Origin of the sequence: Bradyrhizobium oligotrophicum (genome assembly GCF_051168495.1) — a bacterium.
GTDB lineage: Bacteria > Pseudomonadota > Alphaproteobacteria > Rhizobiales > Xanthobacteraceae > Bradyrhizobium > Bradyrhizobium oligotrophicum_A.
Genome location: NZ_JBNPVB010000015.1, coordinates 173,600 through 195,801, shown reverse-complemented (window position 1 = coordinate 195,801; position 22,202 = coordinate 173,600). Strand labels below are relative to the sequence as shown.

21 protein-coding genes are annotated in these 22,202 nt (G+C 63.6%); 15 read left to right on the top strand and 6 right to left on the bottom strand.

Annotated elements, in window-relative coordinates; translation table 11 throughout:
• The coding region (locus ACQR1B_RS26105) for a cupin domain-containing protein (protein ID WP_434834759.1) at window positions 1–743 on the bottom strand (743 nt) is incomplete at its 3' end.
• A gap of 52 nt (window positions 744–795) precedes the next feature.
• On the opposite strand from ACQR1B_RS26105, the gene ACQR1B_RS26100 reads away from it, so the two are divergent.
• The 3 genes from ACQR1B_RS26100 to ACQR1B_RS26090 all read left to right on the top strand — a co-directional run bounded on the left by ACQR1B_RS26100 (window position 796) and on the right by ACQR1B_RS26090 (window position 2,912).
• On the top strand, window positions 796–1,530 hold the full coding sequence (locus ACQR1B_RS26100) for an SDR family oxidoreductase (protein ID WP_434834760.1): 735 nt from the start codon (window positions 796–798) through the stop codon (window positions 1,528–1,530).
• Window positions 1,531–1,641: 111 nt separating this feature from the next.
• A complete protein-coding gene (locus tag ACQR1B_RS26095) occupies window positions 1,642–2,100 on the top strand; it encodes a MarR family winged helix-turn-helix transcriptional regulator (RefSeq protein ID WP_434834761.1) in 459 nt (152 codons plus the stop codon).
• Window positions 2,088–2,912, top strand: a complete 825-nt coding sequence (locus tag ACQR1B_RS26090; protein ID WP_434834762.1) for an NAD-dependent epimerase/dehydratase family protein — start codon at window positions 2,088–2,090, stop codon at window positions 2,910–2,912. The genes ACQR1B_RS26095 and ACQR1B_RS26090 overlap by 13 nt, the downstream gene beginning before the upstream one ends.
• Window positions 2,913–3,926: 1,014 nt before the next feature.
• On the opposite strand, the gene ACQR1B_RS26085 is transcribed toward ACQR1B_RS26090, so the two are convergent.
• The gene (locus ACQR1B_RS26085) at window positions 3,927–4,697 is read right to left on the bottom strand and encodes an IclR family transcriptional regulator (protein WP_434834763.1); all 771 of its coding nucleotides are present in this window, start codon (window positions 4,695–4,697) and stop codon (window positions 3,927–3,929) included.
• A 255-nt stretch (window positions 4,698–4,952) separates the two neighbouring features.
• On the opposite strand from ACQR1B_RS26085, the gene ACQR1B_RS26080 reads away from it, so the two are divergent.
• The 8 genes from ACQR1B_RS26080 (at window position 4,953) to ACQR1B_RS26045 (ending at window position 12,520) form a co-directional block, all read left to right on the top strand.
• Window positions 4,953–5,711: a transporter substrate-binding domain-containing protein gene (locus tag ACQR1B_RS26080; protein WP_434834764.1), complete on the top strand. Its 759-nt coding sequence runs from the start codon at window positions 4,953–4,955 to the stop codon at window positions 5,709–5,711.
• A 17-nt stretch (window positions 5,712–5,728) separates the two neighbouring features.
• Entirely contained in the window at window positions 5,729–6,445 is a 717-nt protein-coding gene (locus ACQR1B_RS26075; protein WP_434834765.1) for an amino acid ABC transporter permease, read from the top strand.
• 92 nt (window positions 6,446–6,537) lie between these two features.
• On the top strand, window positions 6,538–7,260 hold the full coding sequence (locus tag ACQR1B_RS26070) for an amino acid ABC transporter permease (protein WP_434834766.1): 723 nt from the start codon (window positions 6,538–6,540) through the stop codon (window positions 7,258–7,260).
• Window positions 7,257–8,003, top strand: coding sequence for an amino acid ABC transporter ATP-binding protein (locus ACQR1B_RS26065; RefSeq protein ID WP_434834767.1), 747 nt, complete (start codon window positions 7,257–7,259; stop codon window positions 8,001–8,003). The genes ACQR1B_RS26070 and ACQR1B_RS26065 overlap by 4 nt, the downstream gene beginning before the upstream one ends.
• 125 nt (window positions 8,004–8,128) lie before the next feature.
• Window positions 8,129–9,445, top strand: coding sequence for an NAD(P)/FAD-dependent oxidoreductase (locus ACQR1B_RS26060; RefSeq protein WP_434834768.1), 1,317 nt, complete (start codon window positions 8,129–8,131; stop codon window positions 9,443–9,445).
• Window position 9,446: 1 nt separating this feature from the next.
• Window positions 9,447–10,895 carry an aspartate ammonia-lyase gene (locus ACQR1B_RS26055; RefSeq protein WP_434834769.1) on the top strand — a complete coding sequence of 483 codons (1,449 nt, stop codon included), beginning with the start codon at window positions 9,447–9,449 and terminating at the stop codon, window positions 10,893–10,895.
• Between the two features lie 33 nt (window positions 10,896–10,928).
• Entirely contained in the window at window positions 10,929–12,245 is a 1,317-nt protein-coding gene (locus ACQR1B_RS26050; RefSeq protein ID WP_434834770.1) for an NAD(P)/FAD-dependent oxidoreductase, read from the top strand.
• A gap of 71 nt (window positions 12,246–12,316) precedes the next feature.
• Window positions 12,317–12,520 (top strand): hypothetical protein, encoded by a 204-nt coding sequence (locus ACQR1B_RS26045; RefSeq protein WP_434834771.1) that lies wholly within the window; start codon window positions 12,317–12,319, stop codon window positions 12,518–12,520.
• Between the two features lie 370 nt (window positions 12,521–12,890).
• Here ACQR1B_RS26045 and ACQR1B_RS26040 read toward each other — a convergent pair whose 3' ends face one another.
• On the bottom strand, window positions 12,891–13,568 hold the full coding sequence (locus ACQR1B_RS26040; protein WP_434834772.1) for a helix-turn-helix domain-containing protein: 678 nt from the start codon (window positions 13,566–13,568) through the stop codon (window positions 12,891–12,893).
• Window positions 13,569–13,819: 251 nt separating this feature from the next.
• Here ACQR1B_RS26040 and ACQR1B_RS26035 point away from each other — a divergent pair, with 251 nt between their 5' ends.
• From ACQR1B_RS26035 to glnT, 4 genes are all read left to right on the top strand, one after another.
• A complete protein-coding gene (locus tag ACQR1B_RS26035; RefSeq protein ID WP_434834773.1) occupies window positions 13,820–14,713 on the top strand; it encodes a class II glutamine amidotransferase in 894 nt (297 codons plus the stop codon).
• On the top strand, window positions 14,713–15,396 hold the full coding sequence (locus ACQR1B_RS26030) for a protein glxC (protein ID WP_434834774.1): 684 nt from the start codon (window positions 14,713–14,715) through the stop codon (window positions 15,394–15,396). Before ACQR1B_RS26035 ends, ACQR1B_RS26030 begins: the two co-directional genes overlap by 1 nt.
• A 10-nt stretch (window positions 15,397–15,406) precedes the next feature.
• A complete protein-coding gene (locus ACQR1B_RS26025) occupies window positions 15,407–16,732 on the top strand; it encodes an FMN-binding glutamate synthase family protein (RefSeq protein WP_434834775.1) in 1,326 nt (441 codons plus the stop codon).
• A gap of 76 nt (window positions 16,733–16,808) precedes the next feature.
• Entirely contained in the window at window positions 16,809–18,107 is a 1,299-nt protein-coding gene (gene glnT / locus ACQR1B_RS26020; protein ID WP_434834776.1) for a type III glutamate--ammonia ligase, read from the top strand.
• Window positions 18,108–18,361: 254 nt separating this feature from the next.
• Here the strand turns inward: glnT and ACQR1B_RS26015 are convergent, their stop codons facing one another.
• Genes ACQR1B_RS26015 through ACQR1B_RS26005 form a run of 3 tightly spaced genes read right to left on the bottom strand, consistent with a single transcriptional unit; the run spans window position 18,362 to window position 22,198 of the window.
• Window positions 18,362–18,967: a sarcosine oxidase subunit gamma gene (locus ACQR1B_RS26015; protein ID WP_434834777.1), complete on the bottom strand. Its 606-nt coding sequence runs from the start codon at window positions 18,965–18,967 to the stop codon at window positions 18,362–18,364.
• Window positions 18,960–21,938 (bottom strand): sarcosine oxidase subunit alpha family protein, encoded by a 2,979-nt coding sequence (locus ACQR1B_RS26010; protein WP_434834778.1) that lies wholly within the window; start codon window positions 21,936–21,938, stop codon window positions 18,960–18,962. Before ACQR1B_RS26010 ends, ACQR1B_RS26015 begins: the two co-directional genes overlap by 8 nt.
• Entirely contained in the window at window positions 21,935–22,198 is a 264-nt protein-coding gene (locus tag ACQR1B_RS26005; RefSeq protein WP_434834779.1) for a sarcosine oxidase subunit delta, read from the bottom strand. Before ACQR1B_RS26005 ends, ACQR1B_RS26010 begins: the two co-directional genes overlap by 4 nt.
• Window positions 22,199–22,202: the final 4 nt, after the last annotated feature.

Sequence of the window (22,202 nt, the reverse complement as noted above, 5' to 3'; positions counted from 1 at the left end):
GCGGAAAAGGCTGCGCGCGACATACCCGCGACGTTGGCAAGTCCTTCCACGGTCCAACGCCGTGAGACATCTTGATGTATCGCCCGCAGAACTCGACCGAGCCGGGGATCTGAAAGCGCGCCAAACCATCCAACCCCGACCTGCTCGGACTGGCTCGCATAAGCGCGGATCGCTTCTACCAACAACAGGTCGGCCAGCCGTGCACTGACGACCTCTCCGCCAACTCTGTCTCTCTGGAGCTCGTCGTTCATCAGGCTGAGGATCGTTGCTATTGCACTCGACGCAGGTGTGGTGCGGGAGACGAGCAGAAAGTCTGGCAGCATGTCGAGCAAGAAGTCTGCATTTTCAGCGGCAAACGTGACCGTTCCTCCGATTCCTATTGTTTGATCGCCGCCGAAGCGCGTCACATCGCAGCCTGGAGGTCCATAAAAAGCCTCTCCATCAATCGGCGTTTGTGTCGGATCGCTGGCCACGACGTAAGGGGTGCGTCCGAGCAGACAGACGTCACCAGCTTGCAGGCACTGCGGCTGGCGCGACGGCAGCAGCATCCAGCTTGTGCCGCGCAGCACCGCGACGAACTTGAGCCGATCCATCGCGGGAAACGCGAGAGCCCAGTCTCCCGCGGCCTCCATACGGGTGCGCCGCGTCACCCTCGCCCCAAGGGCATCGAGAACATTCGATAGTGGGTCGGGCATCAATTTGGACGATTGCGACAACTTCATAGCCTGCGAAGCATAGAGCATCTCGTTCCGCTTAGCTATCTTTCTGGGAAAGGACTCGCAATGGAGATGGGCAATGAGCGTCGAAGGCAAAGTCGTTGCGATCACGGGAGCGAGCAGCGGCATTGGATCCGCCACCGCCAGACTGCTGGCCGCACATGGCGCTTTCGTCGTGTTGGGCGCCCGTAACGAGCGGGCGCTCGCAGCGATCGCGGACGAGATCACCGCTGCAGGCGGCAAGGCCGAGTTCCTGAGGACGGACGTGCGCCTTCGTCAAGATCTTGAAGCGCTTGTCGCATTGGCGGTCAAATGCGGCGGCAAGCTTGATGCCATCATCAACAACGCTGGCATCGGGCCGATCTCACGCTTCGACGCACTGCGTGTCGAGGATTGGGACGCCATGATCGACGTCAATCTTCGCGGTACACTTTATGGGATCGCGGCCGCGCTGCCCGTATTTGCGCGGCAGGGCAGCGGTCACATGATCAACGTCGTCTCGACGGCGGGACTCAAGATACTACCGACAATGGGCGTCTACGCCGCGACCAAGAATGCAGTCCGTACGGTGACGGAGGCATTGAGGCAGGAGGCAGGACCGAACCTTCGCGTCACAGAGGTATCACCGGGAATGGTCGCCACCAACTTCGGAGATTCGATTACAGATCAGGCAGTCAAGGAAGCCATCGGGAAGCGCTTAGGAGATATCGCAATCCCTCCCGATGCCGTCGCACGAGGCATTCTCTTTGCACTCGAGCAGCCGCCCGAAGTCGATGTTGGCAGCATAGTCATACGGCCGACCGCGCAAGACTGACGTAAAGCGCTTGCGTTTGAGATGGGACACCCTGGCTGGACATTTTGTATGGCGCTGATCCGTCAGATAACTATGCTTGACAATACGTTTGCTAGCTGACATTTATGTTAGATGGCTAACAAAATCGAGGATCAGGATCTTTTTTCCGTAGGGGCGTGGGCAAAGCGCTGCTATTTCGCTGGGCGTGCGATGATGGAAGACGCGCTGCGGCCGCATGGGATCGGCGCTACTCAATGGTATGTCCTGCATCAGTTGACCCAAGTAGGGCCGACGATGCAGCGCGAACTGGTGCGCTTGCTTGAAATCGAACGGGCGACGCTGAGTATCATTGTCGCGACGCTCGTCCGCAAGGGGTTGGTTGAGCAGGTCACTGACGATGTCGATCAACGCCAGAAACTGCTTCGCCTGACCCCGGCGGGAAGAAGGCTGTGGGGAAAGTTGCCCGATCTGGGCTTTATCCACGAGGCGGCATTTGGCAGCTTTTCCGAGGCTGACCTTGCAACGACCGCGCGCGTGCTGAAAGTCGCGACCGAGCGTCTCAATCAACGAATGAAGGCATGGAAATCATGACCGTTCTCGTAACCGGAGCAACCGGCTTGGTAGGCGAACGTCTGCTGCCGCGTCTTATTGGAATGGGCGAGGATTGCCGGGTCTTGGTCCGTCGTGGCAAGCACGGCCCAGCTGGCGCGACATCCGTTGAAGGGGACCTCCTTGAGCCTGAATCGCTGGCGGAGGCCACCAACGGCGTCTCGGCAGTCATCCACCTTGCGGCAGTGTTTCGCACGCAAGACACCGAGCTGATTTGGCGAAGCAATCTGGACGGTACACGCAGCCTCATCACTACGGTCCGGGCCCATGCCCCACATGCGCGCTTCATCATGGCGAGCACCTCCAACGTCTATAACAAGAACAGTCCGCAGCCAGGCCGAGAGAGCGACAGCGTTGAGCCGGAGCTTGCCTACCCGGCGAGTAAGGTCGCGGCCGAGGCGCTGCTCCGCGACAGCGGGCTGAACTGGGCGATTGTACGGTTCCCGTTTGTGTATGGTGACGGTGATGGCCACCTGGAGATGCTTCCCAAGCATATGGCGGCGTTCGGATTCCATCCCGCCAACCGCATGAGCACCATCCACCACCGCGACATCGCGACTGCCATGAAACTGGCGCTCGCAGGCGTATTCGATGGCCGCATCGTCAACATTGCCGACGAAGCGCCCACCACAATCTACGAGTTGGTCGGTCTCGTCGGCGCAAGGATGGAGGCTTCAGCCGAGCCGATGAAGAACCCCTGGCATCTGCACGTCGATGCTTCGCTGGCACGTGGCCTTGGTTTCCAACCCACCGTGCGCACGGTCTACCAAGCGGTACAAGAAGGCCTCCTTTGATTTCTCTAATTGATAAGGGTTAGAGGGGCATAGCTCTGGCGGATGAGCTGAAGGGAGAGCAGTAGATGCACGAGGCAGTGCTACCCTTCAGAAGTCGACTATATTTTACACGAGTCCGTAGTCCCTTTTGATCAAGAGCTTGCCAGTTAGATCAGCTCCATGTCGGACTTGTTCTTTGTGAGTCTCCGCCGCTGGTTCCGTCATCTATCTCCGACAAGGCGGGCGACCGAGATCACCAGAGGCCACTTCTTACGAAACAGCTCGATCTCATCTTCCGTTTAGGACCGTATGCGCTGAATCTTTGGTCGCTTTATTCCCAACGACGGGTCGTGCTTGATCCACCCGATATTGATCGCTCGAAGGATCGGGACCCGCAGTTTCTTCAATGTGTCGAGTGCCGCGCCGGGTCGATCAGCAAAGGGCTGAAGAATGCCCGTGATGATGCGCTCGCGAGAAAGTCCGTCGGCCGTCCAATGACCGTGTTTTGTTCTGATGGGGGTGCGGACCGGGGCGGCTGACACGAAGGTTTCGTAAGCTAAGTTTGCGGCTGTAATGACGACGTTGCCATGTTCAATCGCTGTCACCGCGACGGCGCGGCCCTGAGGATCTGGTCCGGCTAAACGACCTCGCGGACACGGAACGTCCTTCTTGTGCCGATCAAGCGACACATACCTTAGTGGATGCATGCTATAGTTGATAAAAGATGAGCGCAATGGGCTGACTTCAGCTCATGGACATGCGTCGGTTGGTCGGCCGCAAAGTTCTGTGGATCCGAAAAAAACAAAGATATGAGTTGTCGGTTGCGCTCGATGTGAACTATCTCGACCTGTTGAAGCCCGACGTTCAGTCAAAAAGAGAAAAGGAATAGTAGTCCCCGCCATCAGGTTGGGGCGCTGATGATGCGAAGCCAGGCATAAGCGTGCTCGGTCGGCACCAGGCTTGCGATGTCGCTAGACTTTCAAACGTAGGGAGTTGCGAGCGGTCCGTTACGAGCGGCGGACTATCGATCAGCGTCTACTGATCAAGGATTGCGTTTATTTCATCCCTCAAGAGTGCCGCGTAGTGCTCGATCACGCCGGGCGCCAGCTTCGCGCATAGCAACGTGAAACTGAGGGCGGCGCCCGGCTTTTCGCCCGGTGTCATGATCGGCATTCCCACCCCGGCAATGCCGGGAATGAGTTCGCCTACATCCACCGCGTATCCGCGTCGCCGGGTGTCGGCGATCAATAGTCGGACCTTGTCTTCGGTGAGGTCGCGGTAGGGCGCGTAGCGATGCAGGTTGGCGCGGATGGTGTAGTCCTGCTCGTCCTCGTCGAGGAATGCGAGCATTGCGATCGAGCCCGGGCCAACGCCGAGGGGCACGAAGCCGCCGATCGATCCCGTCAGCGTCGGCACGATGCATTCGCCGTCGCGCCGGTCGAGGCAGACCGAATCGTGGTTGAAGCGGGCCATCAGGTGGGTCGTGTCTCCGGTGCGACGCCTCAGCCGGGTCAGCGCGACCTCGCAACGGCTGATGATGCCGGGGCCGCGGGCTGCGCGTACCCCGTAAATGGCCATGCGCGCACCGAGCCTGTAGCGTCGTTTCTTGTCATCGCGAGCCAAGAGCTTGTGGCCGACCAGCGTGTTGAGGATGCGATGACAGGTGGCGGTATTGAGCCCGGAGCGGGTCGTCAGCTCCTTGAGCGATAGGCCTTCGACCCCGCCATCAGCGACCAGGTCCAGCAAAATGATGGCGCGGTCGAGCAATTGCGCCCCACCGGATGACGGCTGGATGGTTTCCGGCACGTTAATTCTCATATTATGAAAAACCGAGCTTCTAGAGCTTGTATAATGAGAAAGATGTGCCTTCAATGATGAAAAATAAGTCGATCAAGCGAAGTGCATAAATTCTTCGCATCCGCAAAAGGCCGATGGCTGAAGCGGCGCTGCCGAAACAGCGCCGGATGGTCATCATCCATCCTGGGGACCAAAATGACTAATCTCAAAAAGATGGGCGTTTCCGCTCTCTCTCTTGTTGCCCTTCTTGTTGGTGGCGCCGCTATGGCGGGCACGCTCGAGAACGTCAAGGCACGCGGCAAGCTCATCGTCGGCGTGAAAAATGACTACGCGCCCTACGGCTATCTGAACGACAAAGGTGAAGTGGTCGGCTTCGAGGTCTCGCTGGCCAAATACGTAGCCAAGGAACTACTCGGCTCCGAGGACAAGATCGAACTCGTGCCCGTCGTTGCCGCCAACCGCATCGAGTTCCTGACCGCTGGACGCATCGATGCGATTTTCGCCACGCTCGGCGTCACGGCCGAGCGCGGCAAGGTGATCGACTTCACGACGGAATACGTTTCCGCCGCGGGCCCCTCGGTGCTGATGGCCAAGGAGACGACGATCTCCAAATGGGAGGAGCTGAAGGGCAAGCAGGTCTGCGGCATCCAGGGCTCCTACTACAACAAGAAGATGACCGAGGAGTTCGGCGTCAATCTCGTCGCGTTCAAGACCCAGCCGGAAGCCTATCGCGCGCTGAAGGACAATCGCTGCATCGGCTTCGTTTTCGATGACATGACGCTCCAGCAGAAGCTCAAGGAGGCCGACTGGGCGAACTACAAGATCGCCGTAGTGCCTTATGAATTCCAGCCGATGGCGGGTGGTCTCCGCAAAGGCGATCCGGAATTTCGCGAGGCCATCGACAAGGCCATTGGAAAGGCCGAGGCTGAAGGCAAGTTGATCGCGTGGGAAGCCGAATTCGACATGCCGCACTCCGCCTACATTGCCGAACGGGCCAAGGCCGCAGCCGCGAAGAAGAACTGACGGACGCGGAGCGGCCCTTGTTCGGTCTTGACTATTCCTGGCTCGCGGACCCGGCGTACCAGCAATGGCTGCTGACCGGTGTCGTCAACACCCTGAAGCTGGCGGCGCTTTCATCGAGCGTCGCCATCGTCATGGGTATCCTGGGGGCCTTTGGGCTCACGCTGCGGATCTTCTGGCTCGATGCCCTGATCGAGCTGTTCGTGGAGGTGTTCCGTAACACGCCGCCGCTGCTGCAGATGCTGTTTGCCTATTTCACGCTTTCTACCCTGGGCCTCAGGGCGACCGACCCGTCGACGGGGCTGTCGGTTCCGCTTCTCAGCGCTTTCGCCTGTGCCGCGTCGTCGCTCAGCCTCTTCGGTGGGGCGCTGGCCATAGAGGCGTTCCGCTCCGGCATCGAAACCATGCCACGGTCCATCATCGAGGCGGCGCGGTCGCTGGGGTACGGCCGATGGGCTCGGTTCTGGCGTATCGAGGCGCCGATCGCTATCCGCATCTGCCTGCCGGGGCTGACGAACATTCTGACGAATCTCTTCAAGACGACGTCGCAGGCATCCGTCATCACCGTGCCGGAGCTGATGTACTACGCCGGACAGATCTACAACGACACGTTCCGCACGCTGGAGGTCATGATCCTCGTGCTCGTCATCTACGTGACGCTCGTATCCATTCTGACATTCGCGATGGCAAGGCTCGAAGCCTTCATGGCCTTTCCGGGTTATGGAAAGGGGCATTGATCGTGGGTACGACGCTCTCCTACGAGAACAAGAAGCGCGCCGTTCTGCTGCTCATCGCCCTTGGTGTGGTGGTCTGGGTCGGGATCGATGCCGTGGCGGGCGGCTCGGCGTATTGGGCGCGGGTCCTGGCGCGGCTTCCTCTGCTTCTCACCGGCTCCGGTTCGGGCTGGCCGATCACGGGCGGTTTCGTGCTCAATATTCTTCTCTCCATCGCCTCCATGGCACTGGCGACGGCACTCGGCACGATCATCGGAGCCGCGACGCTCGCCAGGTTCGCACCGATCCGCGTCCCGTCCTTTCTGCTGATGAATTTTCTGCGCAATTCGCCGTGGCTGGTTCTGCTCTTTGCGATGCTCTACATCCTGCCGTTCGAGATGCATGTTTTCGGCCGGGTCGTTCCCTTCCCGCCTTTCGTGAAGGCCGTGATTGGTCTTGCGCTGCCGACGGCGGCGAATTTCTCCGAGGTGATCCGGGGGGCTGTCCAATCCATTCACAGTGGTCAGTGGGAGGCGGCGCGTTCGCTCGGCTACACCTCCGGCCAGATCTATCGCCATGTGATCATGCCGCAGGCGTTGCGGCGCATGATCCCGGGCTGGATGAACCTCTACGCGCTGGTGATGATCGCAACAGCGCTTGCCACCGTCACCGGCATCCAGGACGTCCTGACCATCCTCAACACCTCGCTCGCAATCGAGAGCGAGCGCGTGATCGTGTACTTCTATCTGACCATCCTCTTCCTGTTCTTCGCCTACTGCTATCCCATCGCGATCGTCGCGCGCCGGTTGGAGCAGGCCGTGAAAGGAGACAATCTGTGAATCGTCTCGACGCGCTGATCGAGTTGGACAACATCCACAAGTCCTTCGGCAACTTCGAGGTCCTCAAGGGCATCTCGATGTTCGTGCATAAGGGTGAAGCGGTCTGCATCATCGGTCCCTCCGGGTCGGGAAAGTCCACCATCCTGCGCTGCATCAACGGCCTGATTCCGATAGACGAAGGCTCTATCCGCGTCGGCACGTATCGCGTGCACGAGATGAAGTCGGAAAAGGAGATGAGGCCGCTGCGCCATGAGGTGGCAATGGTGTTCCAGCAATACAATCTCTTCCCGCACCGCACGGCTCTGGAAAACATCATGATGGCACCGATCCAGGTGCTCGGACATGATCGTGCCGAGGTCGAGGAACGGGCCCGCAGGCTCCTGAAAAAAGTGCGGCTCTCCGAAAAGGCCAACAGCTATCCGGGGCAGCTTTCCGGCGGTCAGCAGCAGCGCGTTGCGATCGCCCGCGCGCTTGCCATGCAGCCGGAAGTGATCCTGTTCGATGAGGTGACGGCAGCGCTCGATCCCGAAACGGTGAAGGAAGTGCTCTCGACCATCCGCGAACTCGTGGAGGATGGCCTGACCTGCATCCTCGTGACCCACGAAATGAAGTTCGCCCGGGAAGTCTCGCACCGCGTCTGTTTCACCGATCATGGACTGATCGTGGAGAGCGCTCCTCCCGCAGAGCTCTTCGACAATCCGCAGGACCCTCGCACGCGTGATTTCCTCAGTCAGATTCTCTGATCGCACCGCCGGGCCGGGAGCGTGTCGTCCGGTCCCGTGCAACCGATGTTTCGGGACCGGTCGTGCGCAGCGCGGTGCCGCCGTCCCACGTTCAATGAAAGGCGAGCCGGAAGGCTCGATGCCCCATGCCCCGTTTTGACGATATCTATGCCAAGGACTTCAAGGAGGCGCCCTACTGGTGGGAAGCCGCTGAGCCGGAGACCGATCTCGATCCACTGCCGGAGCGAGCCGACGTCGTGGTCATTGGTTCGGGCTATGCCGGCCTGAATGCGGCGACACATCTGGCACGTGCCGGCCGCTCGGTCGTCGTCATCGATGGCGACCGGATCGGCGAGGGAGGTTCTACACGGTCGGGCGGCATGGTGTCGAGCGGCCAGAAACTGGTGGTCAGCGGCGCCATCAAGGGGATCGATCCCGCGCTCTTCTCGCGCCTGATCGGCGAGAGCAACGAAAGCTTCGACTATCTGAAAATGCTGGTCGAGACGGAAAGGCTGGACGCGGGCCTCGCGCTCACTGGCCGCTTTTTCGGTGCCCACGCCGCCGGCGACTACGCAATCCTGAAGCGGCATGGTGCGCTGCTGGCGGAGAAGACGGGCGTCACCGTACATGTCCTCGACCGCGCGCATCAGCGGGTGGCCATCGGCTCGGACTATTATCACGGCGGCATGGTGATCGACGAATATGGCGGTCTCCATCCCGGCAAATATCACAAGGCGCTGCGCGATCGGGCACGTGCGGCCGGCGTCAAGCTGCGGTCGCATGCGCGTGCGGGCGTCGTGCAGGATGGACGGAAAGGGGAAAAGATCGTGCCGACGGCACGGGGCAGCATCCGGGCCGCCCATGTCGTGGCTGCCACGAACGGCTACACTGCCGCCGACGCGACGCCCGGTCTCGCCAGCCGCATCGTGCCGGTCAAGAGCTATCAGATTGCCACCGAGCCGCTGCCTGCCGATCTGCTGGCCGAACTCATCCCGCAGGCGCGCATGGTGTCGGACACGCGCCGCGATCTCATCTATACGAGACCGTCGCCCGATGGAACGCGGCTCCTCTTCGGCTCGCGCCCGGGTATCTTCGACATGCCGGACAAGCTCGCCGCCAAGCGGCTCTATGCGCGCATGCTGGCGATCTGGCCGCAGCTCGCGGGCGTGAAGATCACCCATGCCTGGAGTGGTCGGGTGGCCATGACCGTTGACAAGATTGCCCATCTCGGTGCGCGTGACGGGACGGATTTTGCTGTCGGCTGCAATGGTAACGGCGTCGCACTAATGACCTATCTCGGCTATCAGACGGCGCGGAAAATTCTCGGCGAGCATAACATGCCGTCCGCCTTCGACCGGGAGAAGTTCACGGCCGTGCCGTTCTACTCGGGCAAGCCGTGGTTCGTGCCGCTTTTCGCCGGCTGGTATCGCTTACGCGATTTTCTCGACCGTCCGGGACGCTGACATGGACGTGCCAGCTATTCCCGCTCGCCTGGAAGAAGACGCGCTTGGCACGCGTTTCATTCCCGGTGGTCTCGCCTACGGAATCCAGACAATGCGGGCGGTCGAAAATTTCTCGATCTCGGGGCGAGCCATCGCCGACATCGAGGGTTTCGTTGCCGCGATCATCGTGATCAAGCGGGCGGCGGCGCGGGCCAACCGGCGCATGGGCAGTCTGGACGAGCGAATTGCCGAGGCGATCGACCAGGCTGGGTCGGAATATGCGGGTGCCGTCGGGCGCGACGACTTTCCCGTTGATATCTATCATGGCGGCGGTGGAACCGCCGCCAACATGAATGTCAACGAAGTCCTGGCGAACCGCGCGAGCGAGATACTGACGGGGCGCAAGGGACCCAATCCGGTTCATCCCAACACTCACGTGAACATGGCGCAATCCACCAACGACGTCATTCCATCGGCCATGAAGATGGCGTTGGGCGGCGAGCTGGCGGTGCTGCGTACCACGCTGGCCGGTCTCGTCGAGACGATTGCTGCCAAAGAGGGGGCTTTCGCCGACGTGGTCAAGCTGGCGCGAACTTGCCTGCAGGATGCTCTGCCGGTGACTCTCGGCCAACAATTTTCGGGGTACCGCGTGGCGTTCGAGCGCCAGATCGAGGACCTCGCTCTGCTCGAGGCGTCCTGCCTTCGACTGCCGCTCGGTGCGACGGCGGTCGGAACCTGTTTCGGCGCTTCGACGGACTATCGCGCGGCGGTTTTCGAGGAGCTCGCGGTCCTGACTGGCAAGTCCTACCAGGTGGAGGAGCATCTGTTCGATGCGCTTCAGAACGTGGATCATTGGGTGCGCGTGTCCGCCACGCTGAAAGCGATCGCGCTCGTTCTGTCAAAGATGTCGGCGGACTTACGGCTGATGTCGTCCGGTCCGCGGGCCGGTCTCGGGGAGATCGTGCTGCCCGCCGTGCAGCCCGGCTCCTCCATCATGCCCGGCAAGGTGAACCCGGTGATGCCGGAAATGATGATGCAGGTCGCGTTCCGGGTGATCGGCAACGATACGACGGTGACCCGCGCAGCCGAAGGCGAACTGGACCTGAACGTCTGGGAATCGATCATTCTCGAAGCGCTCGCTGAGTCCATTCGCCTGATGCGGCGCTCCATCCCCCTGTTCATTTCCAGCTGTGTGGCGGGCATCGCGGTGAACGTCGAGCGCTGTCTTGCCGATGCGTCCGGCTCCCTGGCGCTTTCGACGGCGCTTGCGGCGATCTACGACTATCCAACGGCCTCTGCCATCGCCAAGCATGCTGCAACGCACGGTTTGTCAATTCGGGATGCGTCCGTCGCCCATGGTCTTCTGAGCGAGGCGGAGGCGGATCTCCTCTTCGGAGACATCTCGGCCTTCACAAATCCCGGACGGACCGAGCGCCTGATTGCCCGCTTCCGGGCTGGACGGCGCACCTGATGCACATAGCCTGTTCGTTTCCAGGAGAACGATGTGTCTAGAATTATTCCCGAGCTTGTTGTCACGCCACAGGAATTGCCTGCGCATGTGGATGTCGTCGTCATCGGCGGCGGCATCATCGGTGTATCGACGGCGCTTTCGCTGGCCGAGCGCGGCGTGAGCGTCGCCTTGTGCGAGAAGGGACTGATCGGGGCGGAGCAGTCGGCGCGAAACTGGGGCTGGGTACGCCAGATGGGACGCGATCCGGCCGAGCTGCCGCTCGCCATCGAAAGTCTTCGGATCTGGCGCGGCATGAACGCGCGCATCGGCGGCGAGACGGGATTCCGGCAGGCGGGCATCGCCTATCTCTGCGACACGGATCGCGACGTCGCAATGTATGAGGAGTGGCTGAAGCAGGCCACATCGCTCGGTCTTGATTCCCGCTTCGTTAGGGGCGAGGCGCTCGAGGCACTCATTCCCGGCATGGCGAAGCCGTTCCGCGCCGCGCTGCATACGCCGAGCGATGGCAGGGCCGAACCGCTTATCGCCGCTCCCGCCATTGCGCGTGGCGCTGCCGCCCAGGGAGCACACATCCTCACCAACTGCGCGGTTCGTTCCATCGAGCGATCGGCGGGCCGGGTGAGCGGCTGTGTCACCGAGCGCGGCGAGATCCGCTGCTCGTCGGTCGTTCTGGCAGGAGGGGCCTGGTCGCGGCTTTTCGCCGGCAATATCGGGATCGATCTTCCGGTCCTGAAGATCCTCGGCAGCGTCGCCCGCGTTTCCTCGGTTGATGGCGTTCCCGATTTCGCCGTCGGTGCAGGCAACTTCGCCTTCCGCCGTCGTCTGGACGGCGGCTTCACCGTCGCCCAGCGCAACGCGAACATCGCCCCGATCACGCCGGACAGCTTCCGTCTGTTCCTTGACTATACGCCGACGCTGATCAAGAGCTGGAGGGAATTGACGCTTCGCATCGGCGGTCAGTTCTTTCGCGAGCTGTCGATGGCCCGAAGCTGGAAGAGCGACGAGGTGACGCCGTTCGAGCAGATCCGCATTCTCGATCCCGATCCTTCGTGGCGACGCGTCGATGGCGGCGTCAGCCATCTGAGCGAAGCCTTCCCGGCGTTTCGTGATGCCAAGATCACTCAGATGTGGGCGGGACTCATGGACGTCACACCGGACGCGGTTCCGGTCATTGCGCCTGTCGGCTCCATTCCGGGCTTCCATATCGCGACCGGTTTCTCCGGCCACGGCTTCGGCATCGGTCCTGGCGCCGGTGCGTTGATGGCTGACTTGGTGACGGGATCAGCGCCTCGCGTTGACCCCACGCCTTTCCGTATTGAGCGCTTCAGGCGGCTGCAAAAGGCCGCCTGAACGGCGATGACGGGAAAGCGCTTATTTCGGCGCTGTGGAATTTCGCGGCATTCCAGTCCGGTAAGCCGCTCGTGCGGATGTTTTCCGGGCCGCTCCTGACGAGCCTCGTCGGCCCGCAAGGCGAACGCTGGGGCGAAGCGGCGATCAATGAATACGGCGATTTAGCCGCCTTCCGCTCGATCGTGGACACCGAGACTTGCCGGCGCGAAGCCGCCCCGCATCGGCACGCGGCGCTCGAAGATTTCCGGTTGTTCGCGCGCGCCAAGGCGATGTGAACGCATTGAGGCGGCGGTCTGTGCATTCGCCTTCAAGTCGTGTCACCGGGCGTGGTGTATCTCGGTAGAGAAAAGCCGTGTTGTCGGCAATCAATGAACGCCGCGCAGTACGCGCGCATTCGACCTTCGGCCGGGGCAGATAGGCCTCAGTCGTGAGCGGCTGTTCGCCCCGGCGCGCCTTGATCACTGCTTCAAAAAGACCCCAAAGTCTCCACTACTGATGGTGGCAAGCGATGCTGCCATGGGAGTGCATGAACGCGTGACGACATGGAAGGCTGCACAAACGGCACCCGGAGCGTTTCTGAGCAGGGCAGAGGTCGTTGGGAACGACCTGCATTCTTGGGACTGGCCAAGTCCCGTTGTCGTGCCGCTAACGGCTGCGTCGGGGATAGATGATGACGGAAAGATAGGTCATCGGCGCGTTGATCAGCTCCTCGGGGCCATGGCGAGCGGCGGCGTCGAAGAACAGCGCGTCGCCCGGCTCCAGCAGATAGAGTCGGTCGGCGTGGCGGTAGCGCACCTTGCCGGAGAGCATATAGATGAACTCGACGCCAGCGTGGCGGAAGTCGGTGTAGGGGACGGCGTCGCCCTTGAGCGTGATCAGATAGGGCTCGACCACGACGTCGCCGCCGAGCGAATGGCCGAGCAGATCGTAGAGATGGCCGGCCTTGGTGCCGCGTCGTTCGATGCGGACACCCTGGCCGGCCTTGACGAAGGAGCAGTCGCGCTCCTCGCCGTTCTCGCGGAACAGGCGCGCGATGGGCACGTTCAGCGCCTTGGCGAGCGCCGAGAGCGTCGCCAGCGATGGCGAGATCGAGCCGTTCTCGATCTTGGACAGCATGCCGGTCGAGATGCTCGCGGCGGCACCAAGCTCCGACACTGTGAGATCGAGGTCCTTGCGCAGGCGGCGAACCTCGGCGCCGATCTCGGATTCCAAGGTCGGGGACGCCTGCTTCGGTGCCAGCGAACCCGTCAGGAGTTCGGGCTCCGCGCGTGGAGTCTCCGCCCGGGTCATCTTCTTCGGCTTTTTCGCGGCGCCTTTCGCCACAGGAAACCTCGTTATCGTTCACGGCGGCTTACCGCGGAGCCGGCTGCCTGACCTCTATACGCCGCCGCAACCATCGCGGCCAGTACGGACGCGCAAGGTTACGTGCCGAGGACTGCCGCGCGATCACATGGATAGGGCAGGACGAGACTTTCGTATAGTGAATAAAAGTTTCTTGAAAAGAATTTGGTCCGCGCTATGGTGAGGCTCCCGGCGGGAGGCTCGGCCCGCCGCACGGTGATGTGGAGCGGCGCATGTGTGGGATCGTTGGGCTGTTTCTGAAGGCTCCGCGGTTGGAGCCGGAACTCGGCGTGCTGCTCAGTGAGATGCTCGTCGTCATGAGCGAGCGTGGCCCTGACAGCGCGGGCTTTGCGGTCTACGGTCATCGGACAGAGGGGCGCGTCAAGCTCACCATCAGCGGTGCCGACGAGGAGATCCTCCGCAGCGCCGTTGCCGAGCTCGGCAAGGCGATCGGCGAAACGCCAGGGCTCGCCCTACACGATACGCACGCCGTGCTGTCGGTCTGTTTCCACAAGGAGGAGGCGGCGCGCGCTTTCATCGACAGCCGCGACGACATCAGCTTCGTCGGCGCCGGTGCGCGCATGGAGCTGTACAAGGAGGTCGGCCGTCCCGAGCAGGTGACGCAGCGCTTCGGCCTGTCGCGCATGACCGGCAGCCACGGCATCGGCCACACCCGCATGGCGACGGAGTCGGCCGTGACGACGCGCGGCGCGCATCCATTCTCGACCGGGCTCGACCAGTGTCTCGTTCACAATGGCTCGCTGTCCAACCACAACGGCGTACGCCGCATGCTGCAGCGGGAGGGCATGCGCTTCGCCACCGAGAACGACACGGAAGTCGCGGCCGGCTATCTGAGCTGGCGAATCCGTGAAGGCGCCTCGCTGAAGGAGGCGCTGACGAACAGCCTCTCCGATCTCGACGGCTTCTACACGTTCGTGGTCGGCACCGAAACCGGCTTCGCCGTGCTGCGCGATCCGATCTCCTGCAAACCGGCGGTCATGGCCGAAACCGACGACTACGTCGCATTCGGATCGGAGTATCGCGCGCTCGCCGTGTTGCCGGGCGTCAACAAGGCGCGCATCTTCGAGCCGGAGCCCGCCACCGTCTATGTCTGGGAGCGGGGCTGATGCCGAGCTTCGATCTCGCCAAGGCGCCGCTGCGCGAGCTCAACGCCGCGCTCCACGCGCTGTCGTCGACGACCAACGAGACCCACTGGATCGTCAGCAATCCTTCCGGCAAGCACGCTGTCGCCTGCGGGATCGACGCACCGGTCACCATCGATATCGAGGGGCACGTCGGCTACTATTGCGCCGGCATGAACAAGCAGGCCACGGTCGTGATCTCCGGGAATGCCGGTGTCGGCGTGGCAGAGAACATGATGTCGGGCGAGGTTCGCGTCAGAGGCGACGCCAGCCAGTCGGCAGGCGCGACCGGCTGCGGCGGGCTGCTGGTCATCGAGGGCAACGCCTCGGCACGCTGCGGCATCTCGATGAAGGGCATCGATATCGTCGTGAAGGGATCGATCGGGCCGATGAGCGCGTTCATGGCGCAGGCGGGCAATCTCGTCGTGCTCGGCGATGCCGGCGATGCGCTTGGCGACTCCATCTACGAAGCGCGCTTGTTCGTGCGCGGCCGCGTCGCGAGCCTGGGAGCCGACTGCATCGAAAAGCCCATGGCTGAGGAGGATCGTGCGATCCTCGCAGCCGTGTTGAAGCACGCTGGCGTCGATGCAAGCGCCGATGACTTCAAGCTCTACGGCTCGGCGCGGCGCCTTTATCATTTCCACATCGACAATGCCGACGCCTATTGAGGCCATCAAGATGTCCGTGCCTCCGCATCGCACCCCGCCGCGCTTCTCCGCGACCTTCAACCCGAACGTGATCGCCGAGATCGAGCGGGCGGCGGCCACCGGCATTTACGACATCCGCGGCGGCGGCGCCAAGCGCGCGCTGCCGCACTTCGACGATCTGCTGTTCCTCGGCGCCTCGATCTCGCGCTATCCGCTCGAAGGCTATCGCGAGAAGTGCGGCACCGACGTCACGCTCGGCGCGCGCTTCGCGAAGAAGCCGATCAAACTCAAGATTCCGGTCACCATCGCCGGCATGAGTTTTGGCTCGCTGTCGGGGCCCGCCAAGGAAGCGCTTGGCCGGGGCGCCTCGGCGGCCGGCACGTCCACCACGACGGGCGACGGCGGCATGACGCCGGAGGAGCGCGGGCATTCCTCGATCCTGGTCTATCAGTACCTGCCGTCGCGCTACGGCATGAATCCTGACGATCTGCGCAAGGCCGATGCGATCGAGATCGTGATCGGGCAGGGCGCCAAGCCCGGCGGCGGGGGCATGCTGCTGGGACAGAAGATCTCGCCGCGCGTCGCCAAGATGCGCACGCTGCCGGAAGGCATCGACCAGCGCTCGGCCTGCCGCCATCCGGACTGGACCGGCCCCGACGATCTCGAAATCAAGATCGAGGAACTGCGCGAAATCACCGACTGGGAGAAGCCGATCTACGTCAAGGTCGGCGCCAGCCGTCCCTATTATGACACGGCGCTTGCGGCCAAGTCCGGCGCCGATGTCATCGTCCTCGACGGCATGCAGGGCGGCACCGCGGCGACGCAGGACGTCTTCATCGAGCATGTCGGCCTGCCGACGCTCGCCGCGACCCGGCCCGCGGTGCAGGCGCTGCAGGACCTCGGCCTGCATCGCAAGCTGCAGCTGATCGTGTCCGGCGGCATCCGCACCGGCGCCGATGTCGCTAAGGCGCTCGCGCTCGGCGCCGACGCGGTCTCGATCGGCACCGCGGCGCTGATCGCGCTCGGCGACAATGATCCGCAATGGGAGGCCGAGTATCAGAAGCTCGGCACGACCGCCGGCGCTTATGACGACTGGCAGGAAGGCCTTGATCCCGCAGGGATCACCACCCAGGACCCGGCGCTCGCGGCACGGCTCGATCCGGTCAAGGCCGGGCGCCGGCTCGCCAACTATCTGTCGGTGCTGACCCTGGAGGCGCAGACCATCGCGCGGGCTTGCGGCAAGAGTCATCTGCACAATCTTGAGCCCGAGGATCTGGTCGCGCTGACGATCGAGGCCGCGGCGATGGCGGGCGTTCCGCTCGCCGGCACCAACTGGATTCCGGGACTGGAAAAATAGGCAGGCCGCGAGACGCGCCGCTGATGAGGTCGACGGATACGACAATGCCGGGTCTTGCGGACTCAGAGGGGACATCATGTCGAGTAGCCTCCATGCCACCGCCTGCGAGCGGGGCATCAAGTATTTCCTGATCTCCTACACCGACCTGTTCGGCGTGCAGCGCGCCAAGCTGGTGCCGGCGGCAGCGATCGACGGCATGGTCAAGACTGGTGCGGGCTTTGCCGGCTTCGCCACCTGGCTCGACATGACACCGGCCGATCCCGACGTGTTCGCGATGCCGGACCCGGCGAGCCTGATCCAGCTGCCATGGAAGCCGGAGGTCGGCTGGCTCGCCGCCGATCCCTGGATGAACGGCAAGCCGGTGGCGCATGCCCCGCGTAACCTGCTCAAGCGCATGATCGCAGACGCTGCGGCGCAGGGCTATGAGCTGAAGTCCGGCGTCGAGTGCGAGTTCTTCCTGATCACCGCCGACGGCAGCGCGCCGTCCGATGCCGCGGACAAGCAGTCGAAGCCTTGCTACGACCAGCAGGCGCTGATGCGGCGCTACGAGGTGATCGCCGAGATCTGCGATGCCATGCTGTCGCTGGGCTGGAAGCCCTATCAGAACGACCATGAGGATGCGAACGGCCAGTTCGAGATGAACTGGGAGTTCGATACCGCGCTCAAGACGGCCGACCGCCACGCCTTCTTCAAATACATGGTGCGCTCGATCGCCGAGAAGCACGGGCTGCGCGCCACTTTCATGCCAAAGCCGTTCGTCGATCTCACCGGCAATGGCTGCCACGCCCATGTCTCGGTGTGGAAGGATAGCCGCAATCTGTTCGAGGACGAGGCCGGCGAACTCGGCGTCTCCAAGCTCGGCTATCAATTCCTCGGCGGCATCATGCATTCGGCCGACGCGTTGGCCGCGCTGTTCAACCCCACCGTCAACTCCTACAAGCGCATCAACGCGGCGCGCACGACATCGGGTGCGACCTGGGCGCCGAACTCCGTCACCTATTCCGGCAACAACCGGACGCATCTCATCCGCATCCCCGAAGCCGGCCGTTTCGAGGTCCGCCTCGCCGACGGCGCCGCCAATCCCTATCTGTTGCAGGCCGGATTGCTCACGGCCGGCCTCGATGGCATCACCAACCAGCGTGACCCTGGCCAGCGCCTCGACATCAACATGTATACCGATGGCCACGCGGTGAAGACCGGCAAGAAGCTCCCGCTCAATCTGCTCGACGCGATCCGCGCGCTGGAGGCCTCGCCGGTCCTGATCGAGAAGCTCGGCGATTTCGTCCCGTGCTACGTCAAGCTCAAGACCGAGGAATGGAATTCGTACTCGCGTCATCTGACGGAGTGGGAGCGCGAAACGACGCTCGATTGCTGAGCTGCCGCGGTCGCCCGCAGGCGGTGTGCGTGCGAGCCCAAATCGTCCCACGCGCCATTGCTTGGAGCGAAGCGAGGCAGCAATCCAAACCGTCTCCGCGGATCGATTCTGGATTGCTTCGCTGCGCCGCCTCGCTCGCAATGACATGCGTGGGGTGGGCGCGCCCACCGGCTATCGGCGTCGGCAGGACGGCGGGCACGGCGCGTCAAAAAGCGTGGATCACAACTGACAGCGCGGACGCGCCTTTGCCCACCTTACGGTACCTGCTGCTGCTTCACCTTGCAGCCGAACGCCGCTGCGGCATCGGAGAACCAGCGCCAGAAGCTGTGCGACAGGCTGCGGAATACGGCGATGTCGAAGCAGGGCTGCGCGTTCTGATCGTCGTTGCGCCAGATGATGGCACCGATATGTGAGACGACCGTCGTGGCGGCAGTGCCGGGCGGGAAGGCGCGCGGATGCAGGTCGATCGGGACGCCCTTGGCGAGCACGTCGCGGATGGCCGAGCCGCCGACGCTGAAGACGACATAGCCGCCGCTCTGGTCGACGATGGAGGCAAGCGAACCGAACGCCGACGTCAAGGACGGCGCAAGGCGGTGACTCTGGCCGTCGGCGACAGCGAGCCAATGGTGTGGGCCGAGGCCGACGAAGGCGATTGCATCTGCGCGTGCGACGGCCGGCGTTTGCGGTAGCGATACGCCGTGCTGCTGCTGGACGATCTCACGCAACGCCGCGTCCTGGTCCTTGCGCGCGCGTAGCGTGGCGAGGCCAAGCTCGGCTCGCTCCGCGATGGTCACCCGGCTGCCCAGCGTCGATGTTGCCTGATCGGCAAGCGTTGCGCGTGACGACAAGCCTTCAGCCATGGGGCCGTGCTCCCTGCTGATCGAGAAAAACCGGTGAGACGAGCTCGACCTCGGTGTCGCCGGCGCGGACCGGATCGTAGGCCCGCATACGCTCGCCGAGTCTCGCGGGTCCGCGCTTGACGAGGGCGAGGCCGATCCAGTGCCCCAGCGTCGGTGAGAAGGCGACCGACGTGACATGGCCCTCGTCGTTTTCGGTCGTCGGCGCCGCGCGAAGCGCGAGCATGTGGGCGCCGGCGCGCAGCCGCGCGATCGGATCGACTGGGCGCAGGCCGACCAGGCTCGGCCGGTCCGGGTCGACGAGGCCCGGCCGCTGCGAGAGCACGCGGCCAATATAGTCCTTCTTCTGCGACATCATGCGTCCCAAGCCGAGATCGGCCGCCGTGGTGGTGCCGTTGATCTCGTTGCCGGCGACATGGCCCTTCTCGATGCGCATCACGCCGAGCGCCTCGGTGCCGTAGGGCGTGATCCCGAATTCGGCGCCGGCCTCCATGATCGCGCGGATCGCCGCGTCGCCATATTGCGCCGGTACGGCGATCTCATAAGCGAGCTCGCCGGAAAATGAGACGCGGAACAGCCGCGCCGGCACGTCGCGCCAGGTGAATGCGACGCAGCCGAGATAGGGCAACGCGGCATCGGACACGTCGACCGTATCGCCGAGGAGGCGCTCCAGTAGTCGCCGCGCGTCGGGGCCGGCGATGGAGTATTGCGACCACTGCTCGGTGACCGAGACGAGCTGCACGTCCAGCTCCGGCCACAGCACCTGCCGCGCATGTTCGAGATGCTGCATGACCTTGGCGGCATTGGCGGTCGTGGTCGAGACCACGTAGTGATCGGGCGCGAAGCGGGCGGCGGTGCCATCGTCCATGACGATGCCGTCCTCGCGCAGCATGATCCCGTAACGCACTTTGCCGACCGGCAAGGTGGAGAACATGTTGATGTAGACGCGATCGAGGAAGATACCGGCGTCGCTGCCCTGAACGTCGATCTTGCCGAGCGTCGAGATGTCGCAGACGCCGACCTTGCTGCGGACATCGCGTACCTCGCGCGAGACGATCGACAGCCAATCGGACTCGCCGGCTTGCGCGAACCATTGCGCGCGCAGCCAGGCACCGGCCTCGACGAAGCTCGCACCGTTCTGTTCGGCCCAGCCATGGCCCGCTGTCCGGCGCGTCGGCCGGAAGTCGCGGCCGCGGTGATGGCCGGCGAAGGCGCCGACCGCAACCGGGACGACGGGTGCGCGGAACACGGTGGTGCCGACCTCGGCCATGGTGCGGCCGGTCAGCTCGGCCATCATCGCATGGCCGTTGATGTTGGAGAGCTTGCCCTGCTCGGTCGCCATGCCCAGGGTCGTGTAGCGCTTCAAGAGCTCGACCGAGCGGAAGCCTTCGCGCGCGGCGAGCGCGACATCTGCGCTGGTCACGTCGTGCTGGAAATCGACGAAGGCTTTCGACCGGGACGACGCGACGTGCCAGAACGGCGAGAGCTCGACCTTCTCGTCATCGGCGCGCGGTGCCGCTGGGGGGGCGATCGAAAAGCCTGTGGCTTCCGCTGCAGCAGCGCCGAGCGCGGTGCCCTGCCGCAGCGCCTCGGCAAGGCCGAACGCGCCCGACACCGCGCCCGCGACGCTCATCCCCGGCGGCAGTGCATCGGGGAGGAACGTGGCGGCCGTCTCCGACCAGCGCGGCTTGTGCCCGAGATGTGTCGTCAATCCGAGACTGGGCGACCAGCCGGCGGACATCGCCAGGAGATCGACGCGCAGCCTTCGCGAGCGGCCATTGGCGGTCCGAATCGTGATCGCCTGCAAGCCGTGCGGCCCGCGCGTGTCGGTCACATCGGCACCGAGATGGACGGGGATGTCGAGCCGCGTCGCCTCGGCGCGTAGCTGCGGCGCGATCGTCTCGCGGTGGTCGATGACGGCGGCCACCGTGATGCCGTTGCGCGCGAGATCGAAGGCGGTGCTCCAGGCGTCGTCGCAGCCGGTGTAGATCGCAGCCCGACGGCCGGGCGCAGCCGCGAACCTGTTGATGTAGGTTCGCACACTGGCGGCCATCATCACGCCGGGACGGTCGTTGCCGCCGAACACGATGGGGCGCTCGATCGCGCCGCTGGCGAGAACCGCGCGCCTGGCGACGATCTTCCAGAGCCGCTGGCGCGGCTGATGCGGCTGCGGCTCGGGAAGATGATCGGACACGCGCTCCAGTGCACCATAGGTGCCGCCGTCATAGGCGCCGAACACGCTGGTGCGCCCGACGATGCGCAGGTTCGGCATGGTTTCGAGCTCGGCGGCAGTGCGCTGCGCCCATTCGGCGCCAGGCCGATCATCGATCTCGCGGAGATCGCCATTCAGCCGCCCGCCGAGCGCCGAATCCTCGTCGCACAGGATGACCCGCGCGCCGCTGCGGCCGGCTGCCATCGCCGCCGCGAGGCCCGCCGCACCGCCGCCGATGATCAGCACGTCGCAGAACGCGTTGACCTTTTCGTAAGCGTCGGGATCCGCTCGACCGCTGGCACGACCCAGCCCTGCGGCTTGGCGGATCGCCGGCTCGTAGACCTTCTCCCAGAACGAGGCCGGCCACATGAAGGTCTTGTAGTAGAAACCGGCGACGAACAGCGGCGACAGCAGTGAGTTGATTGCGCCGACATCGCAGCGCAGCGACGGCCAGCGGTTCTGGCTCCAGGCCTGCAGTCCGTCATAAAGCTCGATTGTCGTCGCGCGCGTGTTCGGCTCGCGCCGTGCACCCGGACGCAGCTGCACCAGGGCGTTCGGCTCCTCGGGGCCGGCGGTCAGGATGCCGCGGGGACGGTGATACTTGAAGGAGCGGCCGACGAGGCGGACGTCATTGGCGAGCAGCGCCGAAGCCAGCGTGTCGCCGGCATGGCCTTCATAGGGGGCGTCGTCGAAGCGGAAGCGGATCGGCCTGCTGCGGTCGATGAGGCCTCCGGAGGCGAGACGGTTGGGCGCGGCTGTCATGCCGCGCCTCGCTTCGCTAGCGTTGCGCCGAGCACCTCGTGGGTCTTCGTGTCGCGCGTCACAACCAGCCAGCTGCGGCAGCCCTGGGCGTGATACCAGAGTTCCTGATGCCGGCCCGCCGGATTGTCGCGCAGATAGACCGCATCGAAGAAGCGCTGCGGCGCATCGGCAGTTGCAGGATCTGGCCTCGACTCGGTGTCGCCATGATAGGCGAACTCCACGAGGTCACGCTCGCCGCAGAAAGGGCAGGGGATTCGCATGGTC